Origin of the sequence: Burkholderia sp. BCC0405 (assembly GCF_902833075.1) — a bacterium.
Classification (GTDB): Bacteria; Pseudomonadota; Gammaproteobacteria; order Burkholderiales; family Burkholderiaceae; genus Burkholderia.
This window is the reverse complement of sequence record NZ_CADFEO010000001.1, coordinates 464,956-489,987: the sequence shown is the minus strand read 5'-3', so window position 1 is coordinate 489,987 and position 25,032 is coordinate 464,956. Positions and strand designations below refer to the sequence as shown.

Annotated in this window: 22 protein-coding genes and 3 pseudogenes; 17 read left to right on the top strand and 8 right to left on the bottom strand. The window is 67.9% G+C overall.

Going from position 1 to position 25,032, the window contains the following annotated elements; all coding sequences use genetic code 11:
• Positions 1-158 precede the first annotated feature (158 nt).
• Together HWX36_RS36940 and HWX36_RS02160 are read left to right on the top strand one after the other, a co-directional pair.
• Complete coding sequence (locus HWX36_RS36940) at positions 159-365, top strand: hypothetical protein (RefSeq protein WP_244136288.1); 207 nt, start codon at positions 159-161, stop codon at positions 363-365.
• A 303-nt stretch (positions 366-668) separates the two neighbouring features.
• Positions 669-2,918 (top strand): EAL domain-containing protein, encoded by a 2,250-nt coding sequence (locus HWX36_RS02160; RefSeq protein WP_175950630.1) that lies wholly within the window; start codon positions 669-671, stop codon positions 2,916-2,918.
• Between the two features lie 20 nt (positions 2,919-2,938).
• On the opposite strand, the gene HWX36_RS02155 is transcribed toward HWX36_RS02160, so the two are convergent.
• The gene (locus tag HWX36_RS02155) at positions 2,939-4,006 is read right to left on the bottom strand and encodes a diguanylate cyclase (protein ID WP_175950629.1); all 1,068 of its coding nucleotides are present in this window, start codon (positions 4,004-4,006) and stop codon (positions 2,939-2,941) included.
• A 76-nt stretch (positions 4,007-4,082) separates the two neighbouring features.
• A complete protein-coding gene (locus HWX36_RS02150; RefSeq protein WP_175950628.1) occupies positions 4,083-5,087 on the bottom strand; it encodes a chemotaxis response regulator protein-glutamate methylesterase in 1,005 nt (334 codons plus the stop codon).
• Between the two features lie 48 nt (positions 5,088-5,135).
• Between HWX36_RS02150 and HWX36_RS02145 the strand changes: the two genes are divergently transcribed.
• Entirely contained in the window at positions 5,136-5,432 is a 297-nt protein-coding gene (locus HWX36_RS02145) for a hypothetical protein (protein ID WP_175950627.1), read from the top strand.
• Positions 5,433-5,547: 115 nt separating this feature from the next.
• A complete protein-coding gene (locus HWX36_RS02140; protein ID WP_175950626.1) occupies positions 5,548-5,976 on the top strand; it encodes a hypothetical protein in 429 nt (142 codons plus the stop codon).
• A gap of 44 nt (positions 5,977-6,020) precedes the next feature.
• Here the strand turns inward: HWX36_RS02140 and HWX36_RS02135 are convergent, their stop codons facing one another.
• Positions 6,021-6,245, bottom strand: a complete 225-nt coding sequence (locus HWX36_RS02135; RefSeq protein ID WP_175950625.1) for a hypothetical protein — start codon at positions 6,243-6,245, stop codon at positions 6,021-6,023.
• A 336-nt stretch (positions 6,246-6,581) separates the two neighbouring features.
• Between HWX36_RS02135 and HWX36_RS02130 the strand changes: the two genes are divergently transcribed.
• The 4 genes from HWX36_RS02130 (at position 6,582) to HWX36_RS02115 (ending at position 9,699) form a co-directional block, all read left to right on the top strand.
• Entirely contained in the window at positions 6,582-7,271 is a 690-nt protein-coding gene (locus HWX36_RS02130) for a DUF969 domain-containing protein (protein WP_175950624.1), read from the top strand.
• Positions 7,268-8,218 carry a DUF979 domain-containing protein gene (locus HWX36_RS02125; RefSeq protein WP_175950623.1) on the top strand — a complete coding sequence of 317 codons (951 nt, stop codon included), beginning with the start codon at positions 7,268-7,270 and terminating at the stop codon, positions 8,216-8,218. Before HWX36_RS02130 ends, HWX36_RS02125 begins: the two co-directional genes overlap by 4 nt.
• A 19-nt stretch (positions 8,219-8,237) precedes the next feature.
• Entirely contained in the window at positions 8,238-9,260 is a 1,023-nt protein-coding gene (locus HWX36_RS02120; protein ID WP_175950622.1) for a DUF2891 domain-containing protein, read from the top strand.
• Positions 9,261-9,375: 115 nt separating this feature from the next.
• Positions 9,376-9,699, top strand: a complete 324-nt coding sequence (locus tag HWX36_RS02115) for a hypothetical protein (RefSeq protein ID WP_175950621.1) — start codon at positions 9,376-9,378, stop codon at positions 9,697-9,699.
• Between the two features lie 71 nt (positions 9,700-9,770).
• On the opposite strand, the pseudogene HWX36_RS02110 reads toward HWX36_RS02115, so the two are convergent.
• Positions 9,771-9,993, bottom strand: a pseudogene (locus tag HWX36_RS02110) (IclR family transcriptional regulator C-terminal domain-containing protein); the annotation flags it as partial.
• Between HWX36_RS02110 and HWX36_RS02105 the strand changes: the two are divergent.
• The 4 genes and pseudogenes from HWX36_RS02105 to HWX36_RS02090 form a co-directional block, all read left to right on the top strand.
• Positions 9,988-10,425 (top strand): annotated as a pseudogene (locus HWX36_RS02105) (GABA permease); the annotation flags it as partial. The pseudogenes HWX36_RS02110 and HWX36_RS02105 sit on opposite strands and share 6 nt — an antisense overlap.
• A 227-nt stretch (positions 10,426-10,652) precedes the next feature.
• Positions 10,653-13,589: a molybdopterin oxidoreductase family protein gene (locus tag HWX36_RS02100; RefSeq protein WP_175950620.1), complete on the top strand. Its 2,937-nt coding sequence runs from the start codon at positions 10,653-10,655 to the stop codon at positions 13,587-13,589.
• A gap of 16 nt (positions 13,590-13,605) precedes the next feature.
• Positions 13,606-14,352: a 4Fe-4S dicluster domain-containing protein gene (locus HWX36_RS02095; RefSeq protein ID WP_175950619.1), complete on the top strand. Its 747-nt coding sequence runs from the start codon at positions 13,606-13,608 to the stop codon at positions 14,350-14,352.
• Between the two features lie 39 nt (positions 14,353-14,391).
• A complete protein-coding gene (locus HWX36_RS02090; protein WP_175950618.1) occupies positions 14,392-15,339 on the top strand; it encodes a DmsC/YnfH family molybdoenzyme membrane anchor subunit in 948 nt (315 codons plus the stop codon).
• Between the two features lie 56 nt (positions 15,340-15,395).
• Here the strand turns inward: HWX36_RS02090 and HWX36_RS02085 are convergent.
• Together HWX36_RS02085 and HWX36_RS02080 are read right to left on the bottom strand one after the other, a co-directional pair.
• Positions 15,396-15,575 (bottom strand): annotated as a pseudogene (locus HWX36_RS02085) (PLP-dependent aminotransferase family protein); the annotation flags it as partial.
• A 16-nt stretch (positions 15,576-15,591) separates the two neighbouring features.
• Positions 15,592-16,221, bottom strand: coding sequence for a TonB-dependent receptor (locus tag HWX36_RS02080; protein ID WP_279613373.1), 630 nt, complete (start codon positions 16,219-16,221; stop codon positions 15,592-15,594).
• A 175-nt stretch (positions 16,222-16,396) separates the two neighbouring features.
• On the opposite strand from HWX36_RS02080, the gene HWX36_RS02075 reads away from it, so the two are divergent.
• Complete coding sequence (locus tag HWX36_RS02075) at positions 16,397-17,461, top strand: asparaginase (RefSeq protein ID WP_175950617.1); 1,065 nt, start codon at positions 16,397-16,399, stop codon at positions 17,459-17,461.
• Positions 17,462-17,527: 66 nt separating this feature from the next.
• On the opposite strand, the gene HWX36_RS02070 is transcribed toward HWX36_RS02075, so the two are convergent.
• The gene (locus tag HWX36_RS02070) at positions 17,528-18,502 is read right to left on the bottom strand and encodes a LysR family transcriptional regulator (protein ID WP_175950616.1); all 975 of its coding nucleotides are present in this window, start codon (positions 18,500-18,502) and stop codon (positions 17,528-17,530) included.
• Positions 18,503-18,643: 141 nt separating this feature from the next.
• On the opposite strand from HWX36_RS02070, the gene aspA reads away from it, so the two are divergent.
• Positions 18,644-20,050 (top strand): aspartate ammonia-lyase, encoded by a 1,407-nt coding sequence (gene aspA / locus HWX36_RS02065; RefSeq protein WP_175950615.1) that lies wholly within the window; start codon positions 18,644-18,646, stop codon positions 20,048-20,050.
• A gap of 121 nt (positions 20,051-20,171) precedes the next feature.
• Complete coding sequence (locus HWX36_RS02060; RefSeq protein ID WP_175950614.1) at positions 20,172-21,683, top strand: amino acid permease; 1,512 nt, start codon at positions 20,172-20,174, stop codon at positions 21,681-21,683.
• A gap of 62 nt (positions 21,684-21,745) precedes the next feature.
• On the opposite strand, the gene HWX36_RS02055 is transcribed toward HWX36_RS02060, so the two are convergent.
• Positions 21,746-22,429: a phospholipase gene (locus HWX36_RS02055; RefSeq protein ID WP_175950613.1), complete on the bottom strand. Its 684-nt coding sequence runs from the start codon at positions 22,427-22,429 to the stop codon at positions 21,746-21,748.
• Between the two features lie 552 nt (positions 22,430-22,981).
• Between HWX36_RS02055 and HWX36_RS02050 the strand changes: the two genes are divergently transcribed.
• A complete protein-coding gene (locus tag HWX36_RS02050; protein ID WP_175950612.1) occupies positions 22,982-23,290 on the top strand; it encodes a DUF485 domain-containing protein in 309 nt (102 codons plus the stop codon).
• Positions 23,287-25,017 (top strand): cation acetate symporter, encoded by a 1,731-nt coding sequence (locus HWX36_RS02045; protein WP_175950611.1) that lies wholly within the window; start codon positions 23,287-23,289, stop codon positions 25,015-25,017. The genes HWX36_RS02050 and HWX36_RS02045 overlap by 4 nt, the downstream gene beginning before the upstream one ends.
• Positions 25,018-25,032: the final 15 nt, after the last annotated feature.

The window sequence follows — 25,032 nt, the reverse complement described above, 5'->3', positions numbered from 1 at the left end:
GGTTCGATCGTCATTGAATCACGGATCCGAAAATGCGGCCTGGCCGGCGCGCGATGGCGTCCGCCGGCCGCCGCAACGGATTCCGGGCGTGCGGGCGTGGCCGCGGGAAGCCGGCCGTCCGGTGCAGCGCAACGTGCGCGAGGACACGCATCGACCGGATGCCCGTGCAGGCGCAGCGCCGCGCGCTCGACCTGCTCGTGTGCCGGCTCGAGGCGTCGGCGCTGAGCGCGGGGCGCGACGTCGCGCCGCTGTACCGCGACGATATGTTCGTCGTGTGCGGGCCACGCCATCCGCTGCCCAGGCGCGCACGGATCCTGGCGCGGACGACTGAACGCGAACGCGGCCGGGGCGCCGCCACAACCTGACGAATCGTTTGCAAACGCTGCGCACGCGAGCCGTTGCGTTGCCGAGGGCCGTCGCGCCGAGCGCAAGTCTTTCGGCTTGCTGACTACCGGCTGCAAACGCCGCGCCGACCGCGCGTAACCCCTGATGCGAGCGGATGCGCGGGGCGTCACGGATTGGTGTTAAATAGGTTTCGGCGCGCGATGGCACGGCGCGCAATACGGGGCGCACCGGGCATCGGCGTAAACCCGGGGCGAAAAACGGCACGAAGGATCGAAAACGAATCGGGCGCATCAGACCCGATCGGACTGACGGCAGGATTCAGCTTGAATACCGAACCGCAAAGTTCTTGTTACAGCCCCGGGCTCGCGGCGGAAGTGCTCGCGTCCGAGCAAAGCGTGCTGAGGCTGATCACGCGCAACACACCGCTGCCGGAGCTGTTGGCCGAAGTCTGCCGGCGTGCCGAGGCGTTGCTCGGCGACGGCGCGTCGTGCACGATCCTGCTGCTCGATCCCGACGGCGTGCACGTGCACGTCGGCGCCGCGCCCTCGCTGCCCGCGCAGTACAGCGCGGCGATCGAAGGCGCGTCGATCGGCCCCGCGGCCGGCTCGTGCGGCACGGCCATGTACCTGCGCCGGATGGTCGCCGTCGAAGACATCGAAACCGATCCCCTGTGGGCCGACTACCGTGCCGTCGCATTGCCGCTGGGCTTGCGTGCGTGCTGGTCGGTGCCGTTCCTCGACGACGCGGGCGCGGTGCTCGGCGCGTTCGCGGTCTATCACCGCACGCCGCGCCGGCCGGGCGACGAGGAAACCGAACTGTTGCGCGATATCGGCAACAGCGTCGGCCTCGCGGTTCACCAGGACCGGATGGTGCAGCAGCTCGCGCGCAGCGAGGAACATCACCGGCTCGTGGTCAACAGCCTGCAGGAAGGGATCCTCGTCGTGTCGCGCGACGGCGTCGTGGTCGCGAGCAATCCGAGCGCGAACCGGATGATGCGCGTGAAGGGCGACCTCGTCGGCCGCCGGCTGTCGACGGTGATCCTGCGCAAGCTGCGCGAGGACGGCACGCCGATCGCGCCCGACGAATGGCCGAGCCGGCGCGCGCTCATGACGGCCACGCCGCTGCTCGGCTACACGGTCGGCTTCGGCCTCGCGGACGGCGACATCATCTGGGTGCGCGGCAACGCGGTGCCGATCGTGAAACCGGGCGAGACGCAGGCCGATTCGGTGCTCGTGTCGTTCAACGACATCGGCCCCGTGCGCGAAGCGCAGCAGCAGTTGCGCTATATGGCGACGCGCGATGCGCTGACGGGCCTCTACAACCGCCGCTGGCTCGGCGACCGCATGCGCGAGCTGTTCGGCGGGCGCGATGCGGCGGCCGGCCCCGCGCGCGTCGCGATCCTGTTCATCGATCTGGTCGGCTTCAAGAAGGTCAACGACACGGCCGGCCACGACGCCGGCGACGCGCTGCTGCGCAGCGTCGCCGCGCGGCTCGCGGCCTGCGGGGGCGGCCGGTATGCGCTCACGCGCGTCGGCGGCGACGAGTTCGTGATTCTCGTCGACGACTGCGAGGATCCCGACCGGCTCGCGGCGCTCGCACGCGAGGTGATCGACGCGATCGCGAAACCGTTCGCGATCGCGAACAACGAATACTGGCTCGGCGTGTCGATCGGCATCAGCGTCGCGCCGCGCGACGGCGACGATGCCGTCACGCTGATGCGCAACGCGGATTCGGCGATGTACGACGCGAAACAGCGCGGCCGCAACCATTTCACGTTCTTCACCGCGCAGCTCAACCTGCGGCTGCAGCGCCGCTTCGCGATCGAGCAGTCGCTGCGGCGCGCGCTTTCGTCGGACATGCTGCGGCTCGCGTATCAGCCCGTCGTCGATGCACGCAGCGGCCGCACCGTCGGCGCCGAGGCGCTGCTGCGCTGGACGAGCCCGGAGCTCGGGCCGATGTCGCCGGCGGAGTTCATCCCGGTCGCGGAAGATACGGGGCAGATCGTCGCGATAGGCCAATGGGTGCTCGAAACCGCGTGCCGGCAGGCCGCCGAATGGCGCCGCACGATCGCACCCGATCTGATGCTGGCCGTCAACCTGTCGCCGCGGCAGTTCCACGAAGGGCTCGTCGAGTCGGTCGAGCGCTGCCTCGCGCAGGCGCGACTCGATCCTTCCGCGCTCGAACTCGAGATTACCGAAGGACTGCTGATGAACGACACGGACACCGTGCTGCCGATGCTCGAGGCGCTCACGGACATGAACGTGCGGATCTCGGTCGACGATTTCGGCACCGGCTATTCGTCGCTCGCATACCTGAAACGCTTTCCGCTGCACAATCTGAAGGTCGACCGCTCGTTCGTGTCGGGCGTGCCCGATCATCACGACTCGGTGGCGATTACGCAGGCCGTGGTCGCGATGGCGCATTCGCTCGGGATGAAGGTCACGGCCGAAGGCGTCGAGACGCAGGCGCAATCATGGTTTTTGCAGCAGATCGGCTGCGACATGCAGCAGGGCTATCTGTTCAGCCGCCCGCTCGACCCGACCGACTACGCGCGCCGGCTCGGCGCCGTGTGAGCGCGGCACGCGTTCGGCGTTCAGTCGGCGCGCGGCCCGCCGAAATCGCCGGGAACCGGCGTCGTCGGCGTCGCGTCGATCTCGACGCGGTTCTTGCCTTCACGCTTCGCGCGATAGAGCGCGCGATCGGCGGCCTCGATCAGCACGGTCGTCGGCAGGCCGGGCATCGGCACGATGCTCGCGCCGCCGATGCTGATCGTCACGGTGTCGCCCGTCGACGAATGCGCGTGGCGCAGCCGCAGTGCCTCGATCGCGAGGCGGATCTTCTCGCCGAGCAGCCGCGCGGCGCCCGGCGACGTGGCCGGCATCACGACCGCGAATTCCTCGCCGCCGAAACGCGCGGCAAGATCGCCCGACTGGCCGAGACAGCGCTCGATGGTCGACGCGATCTGCTTGAGCACGCTGTCGCCCGACACGTGGCCGTACGTGTCGTTGTACAGCTTGAAGTTGTCGACATCGATCATCAGCAGCGACAGCTCGCTGCGCTCGCGCATACCTCGCCGCCATTCGGCGGCGAGGTATTCGTCGAGATAGCGCCGGTTCGACAGCCCGGTCAGGCCGTCCGAATGCGTGAGACGCCGCAGCTCGAGATTGGCTTCGAGCAACTGCTGCTGCGATTGCCGCAGCGCGCGATAGGCCTCGTCGCGCTGCAGCAGGTTCATGTACGAGCGCGAGTGGTAGCGTACCCGCGCGACGAGCTCGATGCGATCGGGCAGCTTCACGAGGTAGTCGTTCGCACCGGCCGCGAACGCGGCGCTCTTGATCACGGGCTCTTCCTGCGTCGACAGCACGATGATCGGCACGTCGCGCGTCGCCGGATTCGTCCGGTACGCTTTCACGAGGCTCAGCCCGTCGGTGCCGGGCATCACGAGGTCCTGCAGGATCACGGTCGGCCGCGTCTCGATCGCGGTGGCCATCGCGTCGTCCGAACGCGGGCAGTAGTGGAAATCGATGCCTTCCTCGTCGACGAGCGCGCGCCGCACGGCTTCCGCGACGATCGTCTGGTCATCGACCAGCAGCACCATCGCCGGCACGTCGGCGGGCGGCGTGTAGGGGCCGCCTGGCGGGCGAGTCAGGTCAATGGTCATGGTCGACGCGGGTTGTTGCGGTCGTTGCGCTTGTTGCAGGGGCAGCCATGGGTGTTGCGCGTGTTCATCGTCGGGCTCAGATTCTCGCGAGCGCCGCCAGTTCGCCCGCGATGCGCCCGAGCGGCAGGATCGCGCGCGCCGCGCCGAGTGTCGCGGCCGCCTTCGGCATGCCGTACACGGCGCTCGTCGCCTCGTCCTGCGCGATCGTATGGTAGCCCTTCATCCGCAGCGCCTTCAGGCCGATCGCACCGTCGCGCCCCATCCCCGTGAGCAGCACGCCGATCACGCGGCCGGGCCAGTGCTCGGTCAGGCTGTTGAAGAACACGTCGACCGACGGGCGATACGGCGTGGCGGCCGGCTCGCGCGTGTATTCGAGCGTGCCGGCGCGCGTGATGCGCAGGTGGTCGTCGGTCGCGGCGAGCAGCGCGACGCCCGGCTGCGGGCGGTCGCCTTCGCGCGCGACGCGCACGGCGAGCGGCGTCTGGCCGTTGAGCCATTGCGCCATGCCTTCGGCGAACGCGCGGTCGACGTGCTGGACGATCACGATCGGTGCATTGAAATCGGCCGGTAGCGCGCCGAGGATCGACGCGAGCGCGCCGGGGCCGCCGGCCGATGCGCCGATCGCGACCAGCGGCCCGCCGCCGGCGCGGGAGGCCGTGCCGGCGAGGCGCGTGCCGCCGGGAGCGTCGAGCAGGCGGCCGATCTGGTCGATCTTCGCGAGCAGCAGGCGGGTCGTGTCGCCGGCCGCGCCGTCGCCGAGCCGCGGCGTATCGACCGCGTCGAGCGCGCCGGCGCCCATCGCCTCGAACACGCGCCATGCATTCGCGCCGATACAGCTCGTCACGATCAGGATCGCGCACGGTCGTTCGGATCGCATGATCCGCCGCGTCGCTTCGATCCCGTCGAATTTCGGCATGATCAGGTCCATCAGCACGACATCGGGCGGCTGCGCGGCGCACAGCTCGACGGCTTGCGCGCCGTCGGTCGCGACCCACAGCACGCGGTGCTCGGGCCGGCGCGCGATCGCGCGGCGCATCGCCTCGACGGCAAGCGGGAGGTCGTTGACGATGCCGATGTTCACAAGCGGAATTCTCCGGTCGGTTCGTAATGTTGGAGGTGGGCCGGGTTCATGGAAGGGGCTGCCTGTTCGGCGCCGCCGGGCGGCATCGGCGGCCGGACGGCGCGGCATTCTTTTCGGTTGGCGACGCCCGAATGCTGTCATGCGGCGCGGGCGGCGGCAATCGAAAAATTTGCGCATTGTGCCGTTTCAGTGCGTTTCCTCTATGACGACGCGTGTCGGGAGGCGGCCGCCGGATGGCATGTGAAAGCCGGTCGCCGCTGGCGGGCGGACGGCACGCCATGCGATCATGACGCGCCAATCGAACTCTCCCGCCATCCGTCGCGCGAAATCCGCCGAACCATATGAACCAGACGCCTCGTTTTCAAATGACCGCGCGCGCCATTGCGGTGTGGCTGTGCGTCGGGGCGCCGTCAGCATGGCGGCGCGGCACCGGCGGGGAGCCGGCCGCGAGGCGTTCGCGATGACCGCGCCCGACACCCTGCTTGTCAGCCGCGACCCGTACGCGCCGATCGTGATCGAGCACGATGGCCGGTTGCTGTACCGGATCTATATCGAGAGCGGGCACGCGTCGTTCTACCGCGATTTTCCGGTCGATCCGGACGCGGTGCGCGTGCTGCGCGACGACGCCGAGCGCTTTTACTTCCTGTTCGCGGCGCTTCACCCTCCGTACCAGCTGGGCGCAACGAACCTGTCCGACGCGGAGCGTGAACGCTACTTTCGCACGATCCTGTTTGCCGGCCGCGACGAGGTCGAAGCCTTCATGACGGAACGCGACCGCGCCAGCAACGGCGCGGTCGCGAACCTGCTGAGGATCTTCACGCAGGCCGACTACCGGCAGTTGCGTGCGGGCCGATGGTTCGACACGGGCGCCGGTACAGCGGCCGCGTAGCGCCCGCGCCAGCCTCATCCGCTTCAACGGGCGCGGCCGCGCCGTCAATGACTGCGCGCGTACCCCTGGATCAGCGCACGCATCATGCCTTCGACCGTCGCGTCGAGCAGGTCGGCTTCCTGCTCGGACTCCTCGACGAGCGCGGCATACGCGGTCGCGAGCGTCACGCGATCGACTTCCTGGCGTTGCTCCATCAGCGTCACCGTCCCGTCCTTCGCCAGATGAGCGGAGAACGCGCGGCTGCCGATGGTCTGGAATACGTCAATCATGGCGGCTCTCCCGTCCGTTGCCGATGCTTTCCAGTGTAGTCGGCGCACCGGGGCTTCGCCACGCGCGGCGGCCCGTCGCACGCCGCTCCCGGAGCGGGCACGCGCGTGCCGGGACCGGTGCGTCCGCGCCGGTCGTCCGTCCGTCGATTCCTCGGATGAAATACCGCCGACACATGGCCCGGGCACGGTGTCCGCACGCTTCAACGTTTACCCGGAGCAGTAATTTGTCGACTATTTATCGATAAAGTCTCGTGCTAGATTGCGCCGTCAGAGCCCGGTCCAAACCGGGCAGGCGGCGCATGCCAAGGCGCCGCGCGTCCGATACAAGGAGGAGCAATGCTGGTGCTGATTGGGGTGCCGATCGTCGTGATCGGTTTTGCGCTGCGCTTCAATGCGCTGCTGGTGGTCACGATCGCGGGGCTCGCGACGGGGCTGGCGGGCGGGCTGAATCTCGTCGACATCGTCAGCGCGTTCGGCAAGGCGTTCACCGAAAACCGCTACATGGGGCTCATCTGGCTGACGCTGCCGGTGATCGCGCTGCTCGAGCGCAACGGGCTCAAGGAGCAGGCGAGGCACATGATCTCGCGCGTGCAGGCGGCCACCACGGGCCGCGTGCTGATGCTGTATTTCGTGCTGCGCCAGGCAACGGCCGCGCTCGGCCTCACGTCGCTCGGCGGCCATGCGCAGATGGTGCGGCCGCTGATCGCGCCGATGGCCGAGGCCGCCGCGGTCAACCGGCACGGCGAGCTGCCCGAATCGGTGCGCCAGCAGATCCGCGCGCATGCGTCGGGCGTCGACAACGTCGCCGTGTTCTTCGGCGAGGACATCTTCATCGCGATCCAGTCGATCCTGCTGATCAAGGGCTTTCTCGAACAGAACGGAATCTCCATCGAGCCGCTGCACCTGTCGGTGTGGGCGATCCCGACCGCGCTCGCCGCGCTCCTGATCCACTGCACGCGCCTCGCGCTGCTCGACCGCCGGCTGGCGCGCGGCTTCGGCCTGGTGGCGCAGGAGGGCGCGCGATGATCGGCCTCGAATCGCTGTACACGCTCGCGGGGCTGATGTTCGCCGCGTTCGCGTTCTTCAACCTGACGGATCGCACGAACCCGCGCCGCATCGTCAATTTCGCGTTCTGGGCGATCTACGCGGCCACGTTCCTGTTCGGCGCGTGGCTGCCGCATTTCGTGACGGGCTGCCTCGCGATCGCGCTCGCGGTGATCGCCGGCTCGGGCAAGCTCGGGCGCGGCCAGTCCGATGAAGCCGGGGAGGCCGCGGCCGTGCGGCGCGAGACGCTCGCGCAGCGGTTCGGCAACAAGCTGTTCCTGCCCGCGCTGCTGATCCCGGTCGTCACGCTGATCGGCACGTTCGCGCTGAAGCGGGTGCCGTTCGTCGACCAGAAGAGCGTGACGCTGATCTCGCTCGTGCTCGGCACGCTCGTCGCGTTCGCCGTCGCGCTCGCGATGCTGCGCGATTCGCCCGTGCATGCCGTGAAGGAGGCGCGCCACACGATGGATGCGGTCGGCTGGGCCGCGATCCTGCCGCAGATGCTCGCGGCGCTCGGCGCGCTGTTCGCGGTCGCGGGCGTCGGCGGGGTGGTGTCGGGGCTCGTGAAGGAGTGGGTGCCGATCGATTCGCCGTTCGCGGTAGTCGCGGCCTACACGGTCGGCATGGCGCTGTTCACGATGATCATGGGCAACGGCTTTGCCGCGTTCCCCGTGATGACGGCCGGCATCGGCCTGCCGCTGATCGTCCACCAGTTCCACGGCAACCCGGCGATCGTCGGCGCGATCGGGATGCTGAGCGGCTTCTGCGGTACGCTGATGACGCCGATGGCCGCGAACTTCAACATCGTGCCGGCCGCGCTGCTCGAACTGAAGGACAAGAACGGCGTGATCAAGGTGCAGTGGCCGACAGCCGTGCTGCTGCTCGCCGTGAACACGCTGCTGATGTACGCGTTCGCATTCCGCTTCTGACTCGATGGACGAGATCCTCATGACCGACCGACTGACCCCCGAACTCGCGTCGAAATTCGCGTCGCTCGCGCTCGCGCACCTGACCCGCGAATATCCGAACAAGCTCACGCATTCGCTCGCCGGCCCGCAGGACGTGCAGGGGCCGCGCGCACTTCACCCGATCTTCTACGGCAGCTACGACTGGCACTCGTGCGTGCACGGCTACTGGCTCGTGCTGCGCGTGCTCGAACGCTACCCGGCATTGCCGGAGGCCGAACGCATCGTCGCGATCGTCGATGCGCACTTCACCGATGTGAACGTCGCCGGCGAGCGGGCGTATCTCGCGCTGCCGCACAACGCCGGCTTCGAGCGTCCGTACGGCTGGGCGTGGCTGCTCGCGCTGTCGGCGCAGCTGGAGCGGCTCGCGCTGAAGGGGGCGCTGCCGCAGGCCGCGCGTTGGGCGAAGACGATGGCGCCGCTTACCGACCTGTTCGTGTCGCGCTTCGAAACCTTCCTGCCGAAAGCGACCTATCCGCTGCGTGTCGGCACGCATTTCAACACCGCGTTCGCGCTGGCGCTCACGCTCGATTTCGCGCGCGATACGCAGCGCGACGGGCTCGCGGCGCTGATCGTCGATATCGCGAAGCGCTGGCACCTGAACGATGTCGCGTGCCAGGCGTGGGAGCCGTCGGGCGACGAATTCCTGTCGCCCGTGCTGATGGAGGCGGAGCTGATGCGGCGCGTGCTGCCGGGCGCCGAATTCGACGGCTGGTTCGCGCGCTTCCTGCCCGATCTCGCGCGCGGCGAGCCGGCGACGCTGTTCGAGCCGGCGACGGTCAGCGATCGCAGCGACGGGAAGATCGCGCACCTCGACGGGCTGAACCTGAGCCGCGCGTGGTGCCAGCGTGCGCTCGCCGGCTCGCTGCCGGAAGGCGATGCGCGGCGCGCGAAGCTGCTCGAGGCGGCCGACCGGCATCTTGCGAGCGCACTCGCGCACGTGGCCGGCGACTACATGGGCGAGCACTGGCTCGCGACGTTCGCGCTGCTGGCGCTGGAGGCGTAGCGCGCGAAACCGCCGCCGGCGGCAAGGTCTTCGGCGCGCGGCTATACTCGCCGCTCGGGTTGCCTCGTGCGATGCAGGTGCGCGAGGCGGCCATCCATCCGTTTGCCGCCTCGCCATGGACAAGCTCATTTCCTACGTCGCCGCGATCCACGGGCTCGCGGGCCCGGTGTCGATCGTGTCGCACACGACGTCGCACGACCGCTGGACCGACGACGACGTCGAGGTCACGCGCGACGAAACCGAATACCGCTTCGACAACGGTGCGATCGTGCGCCGCTCGGTCGAGCAGGATCGCGCGCCGTCGGACCTGCTGTGCGCGGAGTGCTTTATCGACTACGACGTGCTCCGCCATCCCGATGCGCAATCGATCGGCCCGACGCGGATGACGTTCGACAACGCGTGTCGCGAGACTTTCTGGTTGCGATATCACCTTGCGTGACTGCGTGACTGCGTGACTGCGTGAACGCTTGAACGTGTGATCGCACGTCGGCATGAACGCACGCGACCGCGTCAACCCGGCGGCGCGCCCTCAGCCGCATGCAGCAGCGGCGCCAACCGCGTGGCCGCTTTCCGCATCTTCGGCACGTTCTCCAGCAAAGCCTTGAGCGTCGCGCGCGGTCGGCGCATGCACGACGAGCGCCACGAGCACGCGGCCGCTAGCCGCATCCTTCACCGGCACCGCAACGGCCACCATCCCGCGCACGCATTCCGCGTGGTCGATCCCGACGCCGCGCTCGCGAAGGTCGACAAGCGCGGCGTGCCGGTGCGCGCGATCCTGCTCGGCACGGTGTTCGGCTACGTGTCGGTCTTGATGTCGTCCGTGTCGCCCGATACCGTGTTCGCGTTCCTCGTCAATTCGCACGGCACCGTCGCGCTGTTCGTGTACGTGCCGATCGCGTTCCCGCCACTGCGCCTGCGCAAGCGCCTCGACCCGGTGGCCGCCGGCAAGCTGCGCGTCAGGAGGTGGGCGTATCCGTACCTCACCTGGATCGCGATCATCGGCATGGTCGGTATCCTCGCCGCGATGGCGTTCATCCCGGACCCGCGCAAACCGCTGTGGCTCGGTGTTGCCAGCCTGGGCGCGCCGGCCGTCGCCTACGGGCTCGCGCGCCTCCGCCGTCGCGAGCATCCGGACGACACCGAACTGTCCACCTATCCGCCGCGGTCATGCGCGGCAACGCATGACGCCGAAGGCCCGGCCCGCAAGCCGGGCCTTCGCGCATGCGGCTTCCGGCCCGATCCGATGGATAGCCGGCGCAACTATCGGGCCGACCGATAGCACCGATCAGAGGATGCGACTTTATGTCGGCCGCGTGCCGGCATAGCATGGATGAACCGATTCACGGGTGCGCCCCCGGCGGGCGCGCCCTCATCCACGAACGAGGACAGGCGATGGAACATCGGGCACGCGAGCGGGACGAGCAGGCCGAGATCAAGACGACGACGTGCTACATGTGCGCGTGCCGCTGCGGCATCCGCGTGCACCTGCGCGACGGCGAGGTGCGCTATATCGACGGCAACCCCGAGCATCCGCTGAACCAGGGCGTCATCTGCGCGAAAGGTTCGTCGGGAATCATGAAGCAGTATTCGCCCGCGCGGCTCACACAGCCGCTGATGCGCAAGCCGGGCGCCGAGCGTGGCGACGCGCAGTTCGAGCCGGTGTCGTGGGAGGTTGCGTTCGACGTGCTCGAAAAGCGTCTCGCGCACCTGCGCGCCACCGACCCGAAGCGCTTCGCGCTGTTCACCGGGCGCGACCAGATGCAGGCGCTCACCGGCCTGTTCGCGAAACAGTTCGGTACGCCGAACTATGCGGCGCATGGCGGGTTCTGCTCGGCGAACATGGCGGCCGGGATGATCTACACGATCGGCGGCTCGTTCTGGGAATTCGGCGGGCCGGATCTCGACCACGCGAAGCTGTTCTTCATGATCGGCACGGCGGAAGACCATCATTCGAATCCGCTGAAGATCGCGCTCGGCAAGTTCAAGCGCGCGGGCGGCCGCTTCATCGCGATCAATCCGGTGCGCACCGGCTATGCGGCCATTGCCGACGAATGGATTCCGATTCGTCCCGGCACCGATGGCGCGCTGTTCATGGCGTTGATGCACGAGCTGATCGCGCGCGACGCGTTCGACCTCGAATTCGTGTCCCGCTTCACGAACGCGGCCGAGCTGGTCGACCAGCGCGACGGCGCCGATACGTTCGGGCTGTTCGTGCGTGACGCCGACGCGCCGGAGGTCAATGCGCTGTATCCGCAGAACCGGATGTGGTGGGACACGTTGACGAACCGCGCGGTGCTGCATCATGCGGAAGGCGCGGAGCCCGCGCTCGACGGCCGCTATACGCTCGACGACGGCACGCCCGTCGCGCCGTCGTTCACGCTGCTGCGCGAACAGGTGGCCGAATGCACGCCCGAATGGGCGGCCGACATCACCGGCATCGCGGCCGACACGATCCGCCGCCTGGCGCGCGAGATGGAGACGGTTGCGCGCGACCACGCGATCGAGCTGCCGGTGCGCTGGACCGACTCATGGGGCAAGGCGCACGAATCGGTGAAGGGCGTGCCGATCGCGTTCCATGCGATGCGCGGGCTCGCCGCGCATTCGAACGGTTTCCAGACGATCCGCGCGCTCGCCGTGCTGATGTCGCTGCTCGGCACGATCGACCGGCCGGGCGGCTTCCGGCACAAGGCGCCGTATCCGCGCGCGGTGCCGCCGTCGGCGAAACCGCCGAACGACCCGGCGCAGATCCGGCCGAACATGCCGCTCGCCACCGGCCCGCTCGGCTGGCCCGCGGGCCCCGAGGACCTGTTCGTCCATCCGGACGGCACGCCCGCGCGGCTCGACAAGGCATTCTCGTGGGAATACCCGCTCGCGGTGCACGGGCTCATGCATTCGGTGATCACCAATGCATGGCGCGGCGATCCCTATCCGATCGACACGCTGCTGATCTTCATGGCCAACATGGCGTGGAATTCGTCGATGAATACGACCGAAGTGCGCAAGATGCTGGTCGACAAGCGCGACGACGGCGAATACCGGATCCCGTTCCTCGTCGTGTGCGATGCGTTCGCGTCGGAGATGACGGCGTTCGCCGATCTGATCCTGCCCGACACAACCTACCTCGAACGGCATGACGTGATGTCGGTGCTCGACCGTCCGATCTCCGAATTCGACGGACCGGTCGACTCCGTGCGTGTGCCGGTGGTGCCGCCTGCCGGCGAATGCAAGCCGTTCCAGGAAGTGCTGATCGAGCTGGCGAGCCGGCTGAAGTTTCCGGCCTTCACGACCGCGGACGGCCAGCGCAAGTATCGCGACTATCCGGATTTCGTCATCAACTTCCAGACCGCGCCGGATTCCGGCACCGGCTTCCTGATCGGCTGGCGCGGCAAGAACGGCGACAAGGCCGTCGTCGGCGAGCCGAACCCCGACCAGTGGAAGCGCTATGCGGAGAACAACTGCGTGTACCACCACCGGCTGCCGGAGCCGCTGCAGTACATGCGCAACTGCAATGCGCCGTACATGCAGTGGGCGGTCGACAACGGGATGCGCAAGTTCGGCATGCCGATCGTGATCCAGCTCTACTCGGACGTGATGCAGAAATTCCGGCTCGCCGCGCAGGGCCGCACGTCGGGCCGCCAGCCGCCCGACCACCTGCGCGAGCGCATCGCGCGCTATTTCGATCCGCTGCCGTTCTGGCATCGCTCGCTCGAAAGCGGGCTGACCGATGCGGGCCGCTATCCGCTCGCGGCGATCACGCAGCGGCCGATGGCGATGTACCACTCGTGGGATTCGCAGAACGCGTGGCTGCGGCAGATCCACGGCGAGAACCACCTGTTCGTGAATCCGGTGACCGCCGCCGCGCAGCAGATCGGCGACGGCGCGTGGATCTACGTCGAATCGCCGTGGGGCAAGGTGCGCTGCCGCGCGCGCTACAGCGAGGCGGTCGAGCCTGGCACCGTGTGGACCTGGAACGCGATCGGCAAGGCGGCCGGCGCGTGGAACCTCGGGCCGCAGGCGGGCGAGTCGCAGCGCGGCTTCCTGTTGAACCACGTGATCACCGACGAACTGCCGGATGCGGCACGCGGCGGCGCGCGGATGTCGAACTCCGATCCGATAACGGGGCAGGCCGGCTGGTACGACGTGCAGGTGCGGATCTATCCGGCCGAAGCCGATGCGGCGACGACCTTGCCGCAGTTCGCGCCGATGCCGGCCCTGCCGGGCACGCCACGCGTGCTGCGGCGCGTGCAGGCGTATTTCGCGGGAACCGGCGCATTCGCCGCGCGGCTGCGGCGCGCGACGTCGGCCGGCCCGAAGCCTGAAGATCGCTGAGCGAAGGAGTACGACCATGACCCAGATGGCCCTCGTCATCGACCTGAACGTGTGCGTCGGCTGCCATGCCTGCGTGACGAGCTGCAAGGAATGGAACACGTCGGGCGAAGCCGGCAGTCTCGCCGACCTGCACCCGTACGACGACGATCCGTCGGGTACGTTCTTCAACCGCGTGCAGACCTACGAAGCGGGCGTGTTCCCGATGACCGACACGATCCATTTCCCGAAATCGTGCCTGCACTGCGAGGATCCGCCGTGCGTGCCCGTCTGTCCGACCGGCGCGAGCTACAAACGCAAGTCGGACGGGATCGTGCTGGTCGACTACGACAAGTGCATCGGCTGCAAGTACTGCGCATGGGCGTGCCCGTACGGCGCACGCGAGCTCGACGAAGGCCGCAAGGAGATGACGAAGTGCACGCTGTGCGCGGACCGCATCGACAACCCGGCGCTGCCCGAACGCGACCGGAAGCCGGCCTGCGTGCTCGCGTGCCCGACGTCGGCGCGGCTGTTCGGCGACGTGCACGATCCGGAGTCCGATGTGTCGCGCGCGATCCGCGAACGCGGCGGCTATCAGCTGATGCCCGAATGGGGCACGCGGCCGTCGAACCATTACCTGCCGCGCGTGAAGACCGAAGCATCGTGCGGTTGCGGGAGTAGCGGCGAGTGCGGCAGCGCGTCGAACGGCCGCGACGAGAACGAGTCGTTCGAAGCCCGCGCGGCGCGCGGCGACCTCAATCTCGCGTCGCTCGCGACACGGCGCTGAGCGCGAAGCCCTTCACTCATACGAAAAAACGGAGTCCCCATGCGCCCAGCCTTTTCGGTCGTCTTTCTCACCACCCTGTGCGGCGCGGCACAGGGCCTGCTGCTGACGCTCGTGCTCGTCGAGGCGCTGACGCGCGCGGCGGGCGTCGAGATCGCGGCGTCGTTCTACGTGACGGGCGCCGCGCTGTCGGTCGCGCTCGGCGCACTCGGCCTGCTGGCGTCGTTCTTCCATCTCGGCCACCCCGAACGCGCGTGGCGGGCGATCGCGATGTGGCGCACGTCGTGGCTGTCGCGCGAATGCATCGCGCTGCCGGTGTTTCTCGCGTGTGCGTTCGCGTATGGCGCGGCGCACCTGTTCGGCTGGCCCGGCACGTTGCTGATCGGTGCGGCGGGCGCGCTCGCGAGCGTCGCGCTGTTCGTGTGCACGGCGATGATCTACGCGTGCCTGCGCTTCCTGCAGGAATGGGCGAGCCCGCTGACGCTCGTGAACTTCGTGCTGCTCGGCTGCGCGTCGGGCTGCACGCTGGCCACGGCGTGCGCCGCGTGGCTCGCGCCGGCGCTGGTCGGCCGGCTCGCCGTGGCCGCGTGCGCGCTGACGCTCGCGGGCGGCGTCGCACGGCTCGCGTCGCTCGCACGCAATGCGCGACTGCGGCCGAAGTCGACCGTGCAGAGCGCGACCGGGATCCGCGGCGAGAAGGTCGAACAGACGTCGCGCGGCTTCACGGCCAGCGCGTTCAATACGCGGGAGTTCTTTCACGGGCAGGGCAACGGCACGCTGCGCGCGGTGAAGGCCGGCTTCCTGATCGGCGCATTCGCGGTGCCGTTCGTGCTGACCGGCGCGCTCGCGCTCGCGCCGACGTCGGTCGCGGCCGCCGTCGCGCTCGGCGCGGCATTCGTGATCCAGTATGCGGGGCTGGTCGCGGAGCGCTGGTTCTTCTTCGCGGATGCGCGGCATCCGCAGAACATCTACTACCAGCGCGCATCGTGACGTCGCGTGTGCGCGTCCGCGCCGTGCGGGAACCAGAACGTGTCCGCGAGCGCGCGATCGTAATCGTCCTCGACGATCGCGAAGTCATGCTGCCGCGCGCAATCGGGCAGCGCGCGGCGGCGTTCGACCGGCATCGTCGCGGTGGCCGGGCATGGGCGGCCCGGCGTCACGTACGCGTCGTCGCAGCGCGAGAGCGTATCGCCGGGCGATCCGGGCGCGATCCCGTGGCCGTCGACGCAGCCGCCGACGGCGTTACTGATGGAAGTTGAGCGTGACCATCGCCGAACGGCCCGGCGCCCACGTCGCGTAGATCGGATACGCGCTCGCGTAATACTTCTTGTCGAACAGGTTCTGCACGTTGAGCTGCACGTCCATCGTCTTGTTCACGCGCCACGTTGCGGCCGCGTCGAAGCGCGCATAACCGGGCGTCCACTTCTTCGTCGTCGCGGATACCGACGCGTAGGTCTGGCTCATCACCGTCGCACCGGCGCCGAGCGTGAGCTTCGGCATCACGTCGTAGCGCGTCCACAGCGTGAAGTTGGGCTTCGGTACCATCACCATCGGCAGGCCCGATGCGCCCGGGCTGCCGGGGCCCGCGTCGGTCGTGATTGCGTTCAGGTACGAGTAGCCGCCGAATACGCGCCACTTCGGCGTCAGGTTGCCCGCGAAGCCGAGTTCGACGCCGCGCACGCGCTGCTTGCCTGCGTTGACCGTGTGACCGAGGCCGTCGCTGACGCGCGCGTTGGTCTTCTCGGTCTGGAACAGCGCCGAGGTCAGCGACAGCCGATCCTGCAGCACGTCCCACTTCGCGCCGATCATAAATGCGTATGATTCGCGTTTTCGATCGAAATTGTATGAACTGGTGCCAATTCCGTAAGTGATTGAATGGTTTTTGTACTCATTCGGTCAGGCTTTCGTGGGGGCGCGATTGCCTTTGCGTCGCGTGCAACACCGCTTTCCATCGCCCGGCCGGCGCGCGGCGGCGACGACTCGCTACACTGCCGTACCGGTTGGACGGGCCCCGGCAAGCAGGCCCCGAGCAAGGAGACAGAACAAGATGGACACCCAACGCGCAGCGGTCGTCACGTACCGCGGCAATGCGATCGAGAACACACACGTCGCCCATGTGGCGGTGGTGGATGCAAGCGGCCGGTTGCTGGCCCGGTTCGGCGATCCGTTCCGGATGACGCTGGCGCGCTCGGCGGCCAAGCCGGCCCAGGCGCTGTCGGTGATCGAGACGGGCGCGCCTGAGCGGTTCGGTTTCGACGACGCGGACATCGCGCTGATGTGCGCGTCGCACAGCAGCGAGGACCGGCACATCGAACGCACGCGGGCGATGCTCGCCAAGGTCGCCGCGCACGAGTCGGATTTGCGTTGCGGCGGCCATCCGCCGTTGTCCGATGCGGTGTACCGGTCGTGGATCAAGCGCGACTACACGCCGACCGGCGTGTGCAGCAACTGTTCGGGCAAGCATGTCGGGATGCTGGCCGGCGCGCAGGCGATCGGCGCCGCGATGGCCGATTACCATCTGCCCGACCATCCGATGCAGGTGCGCGTGAAGCATGTCGTGGCCGATGCGTGCGGCTTGCGCGACGACGAAGTCGACTGGGCGATCGACGGGTGCAACCTGCCGACGCCGGCGTTTTCGCTGGATCGGCTGGCGCGTCTCTACGCATCGCTGGCCGACGGCGCGGACAAGGTGGAAGCGGGCGGCGGCGAGGTCAGCGGTCGCGTTCGCGCGCTGGCGCGCATTCATCGTGCGATGACGGCGCATCCGGAACTGGTCGCCGGCGACGGGCGTTATTGCACGGTACTGATGAACGCGTTCGAAGGGCAGGTGGTCGGCAAGCTCGGTGCCGATGCGTGCTACGGGCTCGGCGTGCGTGCGTCGGAGAACACGCGGCGACTCGGCGCCGATGGCGCGCTCGGCATCTCGGTGAAGATCGAGGACGGCAATCTCGACGTGCTCTACATGGTCGTCAGCGAGATTCTCGATCGGCTGCAGATCGGTACGTTCGTGCAGCGCGCGCAACTGGCGGGCTTCCATCGGCCCCGGATGCTCAACACGCAGGGCATCGAGATCGGGCACGCCACGTTCCCGTTCGAGTTGCAGCCGGACTGAATGGCGTGGCTGCGTCGTGACGCCGCCGGCCCGCGATCCGGGCCGCGCGAAGCGGCGCGAGCGTGACTACGCGCTCGCGCCGCGAATCTTCGTCAGTTCCCGCTCCGACAACTCGCCGATATGCGCGAGGTGTTCCGCGAGAAAGTCCTTCAGCACGCGCAGCTTCGCCGAACTGCGCCGGTTCGCCAGATACGCGATGTAGATGTATTCGCCCGTCAGCCGGTTCTGCAGCCGGTAGCGCGGCAGCACGGCTTCGAGCCGGCCGCTCGCGAGCAGGTCGCGCACCAGCCAGATCTCGAATTCCGCGATGCCGAGCCCCGCGCAGGTCGCTTCGAGCAGCAGCTCCGAATGGTCGGTGACGAGGTTGCCGGCCGGCAGCACGCTGTGATGCGCGTCGCCGTTCACGAGCGCCCAGCGCGGATCGCCTTCCGGATGCACGTAGCGCAGGCAGTTGTGCTGCTTGAGGTCGTCCGGCGCGGACGGGCGCCCGCAGCGGTCGAGATAGCCGGGCGTCGCGCACAGGATGCTGTCGTTGCGGGACAGGCGGTGGACGACGAGGTTGTCCAGGTAGTTCTCGCCCTCGTGAATGTCGAGATCGAAGCCGCCGGCCACGAGGTCGTTGTGGTTGTCGGTGAGCCGCACGTCGAGCTGGATCGTCGGGTAGCGGGCGAGAAACGGCGCGACCAGCGGCGCGAGATGGCGGCGGCCGAATGCCACCGGCGCGGTGAGCTTCAGCGGGCCGCTCGGCTGCGCATTCAGCTCGGCGACGACGCGCAATGTGTCGTCGAGATCCGCGATCAGCGTGACGGCGCGCTCCAGGTAGATATGGCCGGCTTCGGTGAGCGTCACGCTGTGCGTCGAGCGGTGCAGCAGCGCGACGCCGAGCGCCTCCTCGATCGCCGTGATCTTGCGCGCGACCGTGGACGTCGACACGTGCATCTCCTTCGCGACCGCCGAAAAACTCCCTGTTTCGACCACTCTGACGAACGCGCGCATCGCGCCCATGTGATCGATGCCGGTGTCTCTCGCGCCTCTTTTCATTCGATTCTCGCTGTTGCGCCCCACGCAAAACTGCTTTCGATAATACAGAAGCGAGCTTGTTTTTGCAAAGGCATAGAATGCGAACCCGTCGCGTCGGGAAGCGGCGAACGACGAGCGGCACGAGACACCCAGGAGGGCACGATGGCAGAAACCGGCTTCCGCGTCGAAGCGGATCTTTTAGGTAAGCGAAGCATTCCGGACGAGGCCTACTACGGCGTCCATACGCTGCGCGCGAAGGAGAATTTCGACATTTCGGGCCGCACCATTGCGTCGCTGCCGTACTTCGTGATGGCGCTCGCCGCCGTGAAGGAGGCCGCGGCTGACGCGAACTGCGAGCTCGGGCTGCTGCCGAAGCCGTACCGCGATGCGATCGCCGCCGCGTGCGTCGAGATCCGCGAAGGGCGCCTGCACGACCAGTTCGTCGTCGACATCATCCAGGGCGGCGCCGGCACGTCGACCAACATGAACGCGAACGAGGTGATCTGCAACCGGGCGCTCGAAATCATGGGGCACGCGCGAGGGCAGTACGAATACCTGCACCCGAACGAGCACGTCAATCTCGCGCAGAGCACCAACGACGTCTATCCGACCGCGATCCGGATCGCGACCTGCTTCGCGGTCGAGCACCTGCTCGAAGCGATGGCGCGCCTGCGCGATGCGTTCGCGGAGCGCGCCGACGCGTTTGCCGGCTTGCTGAAGCTCGGCCGCACGCAGTTGCAGGACGCGGTGCCGATGACGCTCGGCCAGGAGTTCTCGACCTACGCGGTGATGCTGACGGAAGACATCGCGCGCCTGCAGGAAGCGGGCTGGCTGATTCGCGAGATCAACCTTGGCGCGACCGCGATCGGTACGGGGATCACCGCGCATCCGCAGTACGCGGAGAAGGCGCTCGCGGCGCTGCGGCGCATTACCGGGCTCGACCTGAGCACCGCGCCGAACCTGATCGAAGCGACCCAGGATTGCGGCGCGTTCGTGCAGGTGTCGGGCGTGCTCAAGCGGATCGCCGTGAAGCTGTCGAAGATCTGCAACGACCTGCGGTTGCTGTCGAGCGGCCCGCGTGCGGGGTTCGGCGAGATCAACTTGCCGCCCGTGCAGGCCGGCTCGTCGATCATGCCCGGCAAGGTGAATCCGGTGATCCCGGAAGTCGTCAACCAGGTTGCGTTCGAGGTGTTCGGCAACGACCTGACCGTGACCTTCGCCGCCGAGGCCGGACAGCTTCAGCTCAACGCGTTCGAGCCGGTGATCGCCAGCGCGCTGTTCCGCAGCTTCAGCCATCTGACCGCCGCCTGCACGACGCTCGCGCAGCGGTGCGTGAGCGGGATCACCGCGAATCCCGAGCGGTTGCGCGAAACGATGGAGCGCTCGGTCGCGCTCGCGACCGCGCTGAACCCGTACATCGGCTACAAGCGCGCGACCGCCGTGGCGGCCGAAGCGCACGCGACCGGCAAGTCGATTCGCGAGATCGTGCTGGAGCGCGAGTGGATGACCGATGCGCAGGTCGACGAAGCGCTGCAGCCCGAAGCACTGATCCGGCCGCGCGTGCTTTGACGCCGGCCGCGCGGCGCCGGCACATGCCGCCGGCGGCCCGCGCGCGACAGATCCAGCAGCGCCCCCGGCGCGGGGCGCGGCACATCAAGAAACACACATCAAGAAACGACGGAGACTCACGATGAACCACAACAGCGAGCGCCCGGCCGATCCGGCCGGCGGCGCGGATTCCCGACATGCGGACCCCGATGCGATGTTCGCGTCGCACGAAGCCGGCTATGCGAAGCAGTTGAAGCCGCGGCACGTGCAGATGATCGCGATGGGCGGCGCGATCGGCACCGGCCTCTTTCTCGGCGCGGGCGGGCGCCTGCAGCACGCGGGGCCCGCGCTCGCGCTCGTGTATCTCGTCTGCGGCGTGTTCGCGTTCCTGATCATGCGCGCGCTCGGCGAGCTCGTGATGCATCGGCCGACCAGCGGCAGCTTCGTGTCGTACGCACGGGAGTTCATGGGCGAACGCGCATCGTTCGTCGCGGGCTGGATGTACTACCTGAACTGGGCAATGACCGGCATCGTCGACATCACCGCGGTCGCGATCTACATGAAGTACTGGGCCGTGTTCACGGACGTGCCGCAGTGGGTGTTCGCGCTCGGCGCGCTCGGGATCGTGTCGGTGATGAACATGATCGGCGTGAAGGTGTTCGGCGAGATGGAATTCTGGTTCTCGCTCGTCAAGGTGGGCACGCTCGCGGTGTTCCTCGCGGTCGGCGCCGTGTTTCTCGCGAGCGGCCATCCCGTCGGCGGCCAGATGCCGGGGTTTCACCTGGTCGCGGATCACGGCGGGATCTTTCCGCACGGCATCCTGCCGGCCGTGCTGATCGTGCAGGGCGTCGTGTTCGCTTACGCGAGCATCGAGCTCGTCGGGGTCGCGGCGGGCGAGACCGCCGATGCGCGCAAGGTCTTGCCGAAAGCCATCAACAGCGTGATGTGGCGCATTGCGCTGTTCTACGTCGGCTCGGTCGTGCTGTTGACGATGCTGCTGCCGTGGACGGCGTACAGCGCGCACGAAAGCCCGTTCGTGACGTTCTTCAGCAAGCTCGGCGTGCCGTACGTCGGCACCGTGATGAACGTCGTGGTGCTGACCGCCGCGCTGTCGAGCCTGAACTCCGGCCTTTATTCGACCGGGCGCGTGCTGCGCTCGCTCGCGATGGGCGGATCGGCGCCGCGCTTCATGTCGCGGATGAACGCGCGCGGCGTGCCGTATGGCGGGATCCTGATCACGGTCGCGATCAATGCGATCGGCGTGCCGCTGAACTACATCGTGCCGGCCCAGGCGTTCGAGATCGTGTTGAACATGGCGTCGCTCGGGATCATCACGACGTGGGGCTTCATCGTCATGTGCCAGATCCTGTACCGCCGCGCGGTCGATCGCGGCGAGCTGAAGGCCGTGTCGTTCCGGATGCCCGGCGCGCCGTTCACGTCGTGGCTCACGCTGGCCTTCCTCGTCGGTGTGCTGGTGCTGATGGCATTCGACTATCCGGGCGGCACATGGACCGTCGCGACGATTCCGGTCGTCGTGCTCGCGCTGATGGTCGGCTGGAAGCTGGCGAAGCGCGGTACGGCGCGAGAGCAGGCGGCGGATGCGCGTGCGTCCGCGGCCGCGCGCGTCGTCGCCGATCCGGCGCAGGGCGCCTGAAAACGGTATGCGCCGGGGCGCTCCGGTCCGTTCGCGGCCGGCGCCCCGGCGCCTCGTGACAGTCAGTTCAACCCGGTGCGCTCGCTGACCCAGCGGGCGAAATCGCCGGCCATCTCCGCGGTCAGTTCGTGGCCGGCCGCGTACAGCCGCGTATCGTGCGCGACGCCGAGCGCCGTAAGCTTCGCGTCGGCGGTGTCGGCCCACGCGACGGGCAGCTTGTCGTCGGAGCGGCCGTGCACGATCAGCGCATGGAGCGGGCGAAGCGCATCGCGCGGTGCGATCAGCGGATCGATTTCGGGCAGGATGCGCCCGCACAACACCGCGAATGCGGTGACGTCCTGCGGCGACGTGAGGCCGACGCTCGCGCTCATGATGCCGCCCTGGCTGAAGCCGGCGATCACCGTCGGCAACGCGGCGCCCGCGGCACCGCCGGCGTGGAATGCGCGCAGCAGCGTGATCAGCTTGATGCGGCTCGCGTTCGCGCGGGCCGCGTCGATTTCGGGGCCGCTCGGGCCGAAGCGCACCGGAAACCATGCGTGCTGGCCGGGCCCGAACGCGAGCGGGCCGCGCAGGAATGCGATCTCGATGCGCGGATCGACGACGTCGGCCAGGTTCAGCAGGTTGGTTTCGTTGCCGCCGACGCCATGCAGCAGCAACAGGCGGGCAGCGGGGCGGCCGGTGGCGGGGCGCAGCAGGTACTGCAGGCCCGACTCGGGATCGGTGGTCAGCGGCAGGACGTCGGTCATTGCATGGGTCCGGAAAGGGAAGCGATGCGACAGTCTAGAGCGTGCGGGCGGCGACGTGAATCGCCGGCGTGCGATTGATTGTTTCCGCTCGGGAATGAATGCCGTGACGCAAGCCTGGCGCGCCATCATCTACTGAACCAAGGCCATGTCGTTGCACAAGATCCGGTGCCGTTTCGGTGCCGGGCGCATGCGACATCGTTGCCTCGGCTTCGTCGTTGCCGCACGGAAGCCGACTTCCATGTATCCGCATACCTCTCCACCGACACGATCGATGTGAGTCACTGGCGCCGCGCCCGAATATCGATTCATCGAGGGCTAGCGAAAAATTGCGCCCTGACCCACCCGCATCGCTACGCCGAAACCGCATCGCCGTTGCAGCGCGCCGCGCGCGGTCGCGTGCACGCATCAAGCGCTCCGCGTGCGACAGCGCCCTGTCCCGCTAGGGAAAACCATAGTGCTCGGGACGCCTCTCGCGAAAGCTCGAGTAAGCGCGCAGTCAGCTTCGCTGTTCAGAATCGCCGCACGCATTCAAGAGAAACCAGGAGACAGGCGATGCATGACGGGTTGGTGAAAAAAATCGAAGCGCATCCGAAGTATGCGCTGCTCAAGCGGCGCCGCAATACGCTCGGTGTCTGTCTGACCGTGCTGATGCTGATCGTGTACTACGGCTACATCGCGCTGATCGCATTCGACAAGTCGTTCCTCGCGCAGCCCGTGAGCACCGGCGTGACGAGCGTCGGCATACCGGTCGGCATGGCGGTGATCGTGTTCACCGTCGTCATCACCGGCATCTACGTGCGCCGCGCGAACAACGAATACGATCAACTGACGCAGGACATCCTGCAGGACGTCGCCCAATGAAGAAGACACTTTCGATGATGCTCGTTGCGCTGCTGGCCGCGGGCGCGTGCGGCGTGGCCGTCGCGGGCGGCGGCGATGTCGGGCAGACCGCCAGGCAGGCAACCAACACCACGGCCATCGTCCTGTTCGCGCTGTTCGTGGCGGGGACGTTGTGGATCACCAAGTGGGCGGCTTCGCGCACACGTTCGGCCGCGGATTTCTACACGGCCGGCGGCGGCATTACCGGGTTCCAGAACGGCCTGGCGATCTCGGGCGACTACATGTCGGCGGCATCCTTCCTCGGCATTTCCGCCGCGGTGATGACGTCGGGCTACGATGGGCTGATCTACTCGATCGGTTTTCTGGTCGGCTGGCCGGTCATCACGTTCCTGATGGCCGAGCGGCTGCGCAACCTCGGCAAGTTCACCTTCGCCGACGTCGCGGGCTACCGCTTCGAGCAGGGGCCGATCCGCAGTTTCGCCGCGGTCGGCACGCTGGTGGTGGTGGCGTTCTACCTGATCGCGCAAATGGTGGGCGCGGGGCAGCTCATCAAGCTGCTGTTCGGTCTCGACTACTGGGTGGCGGTGGTCATCGTCGGCGCGCTGATGATGGTCTACGTGCTGTTCGGCGGCATGACGGCCACCACATGGGTGCAGATCATCAAGGCGTGCATGTTGCTCGCGGGCGTGACCTTCATGGCGATCATGGTGCTCGCGCAGTACGGCTTCAGCCCGGAGGCGCTGTTCGCCCATGCCGTGGAAGTCAAGACCGCGATCGCCGCGAATGCCGGCAAATCGCCGGACGACGCGACCCGGATCGGGCTGTCGGTGATGTCGCCGGGCGGGTTCATCAAGGATCCGATCTCGGCCATCTCGTTCGGCATGGCGCTGATGTTCGGCACCGCCGGCCTGCCGCACATCCTGATGCGCTTCTTCACGGTGCCGGATGCGAAGGAAGCGCGTAAATCCGTGTTCTGGGCCACCACCTGGATCGGCTATTTCTATGTGCTGATCTTCATCATCGGTTTCGGTGCGATCACGCTGGTGCTGACCAATCCGGAACTGGCCGACGTGGCCAAGGGCGTGATCAAGGGCGGCGCGGGCACGGCCAACATGGCCGCGGTGCTGGTGGCCAAGACGGTGGGGGGCGACGTGTTCTACGGCTTCATCTCGGCCGTGGCCTTCGCGACGATTCTGGCGGTGGTGGCCGGGCTCACGCTGTCGGGCGCGTCCGCGGTGTCGCACGACCTCTATGCCACCGTCTTCAAGAACGGCAACGCGAACAGCGCCGACGAGTTGAAGGTGTCGCGCATCACGACGCTGGTGCTCGGCGTGATCGCCGTGCTGCTGGGCATCGCGTTCGAGAAGCAGAACGTCGCGTTCATGGTGTCGCTGGCGTTTGCCGTGGCGGCGTCGGCCAATTTCCCGGTGCTGTTCCTGTCGATGATGTGGAAGGGCTGCACCACGCGCGGTGCGGTCATCGGCGGGTTCCTGGGGCTGGTCTCGTCGGTGGGGCTGACGGTCGTGTCGCCGTCGGTGTGGGAAGCGACGCTCGGTTATCCGAAGGGTTCGGCGTGGTTCCCGTATACGTCGCCCGCCTTGTTCTCGATGACGATCGGCTTCGCGGGCGTGTGGCTGTTCTCGGTACTCGACACGAGCCTGCGCGCGAAGGCCGAGAAGGGTGCGTTCGCCGCGCAGCAGGTGCGCTCGGAAACGGGGCTGGGGGCGACGCGCGCCAGCAGCCACTGACCGGTAGCCGGCCAC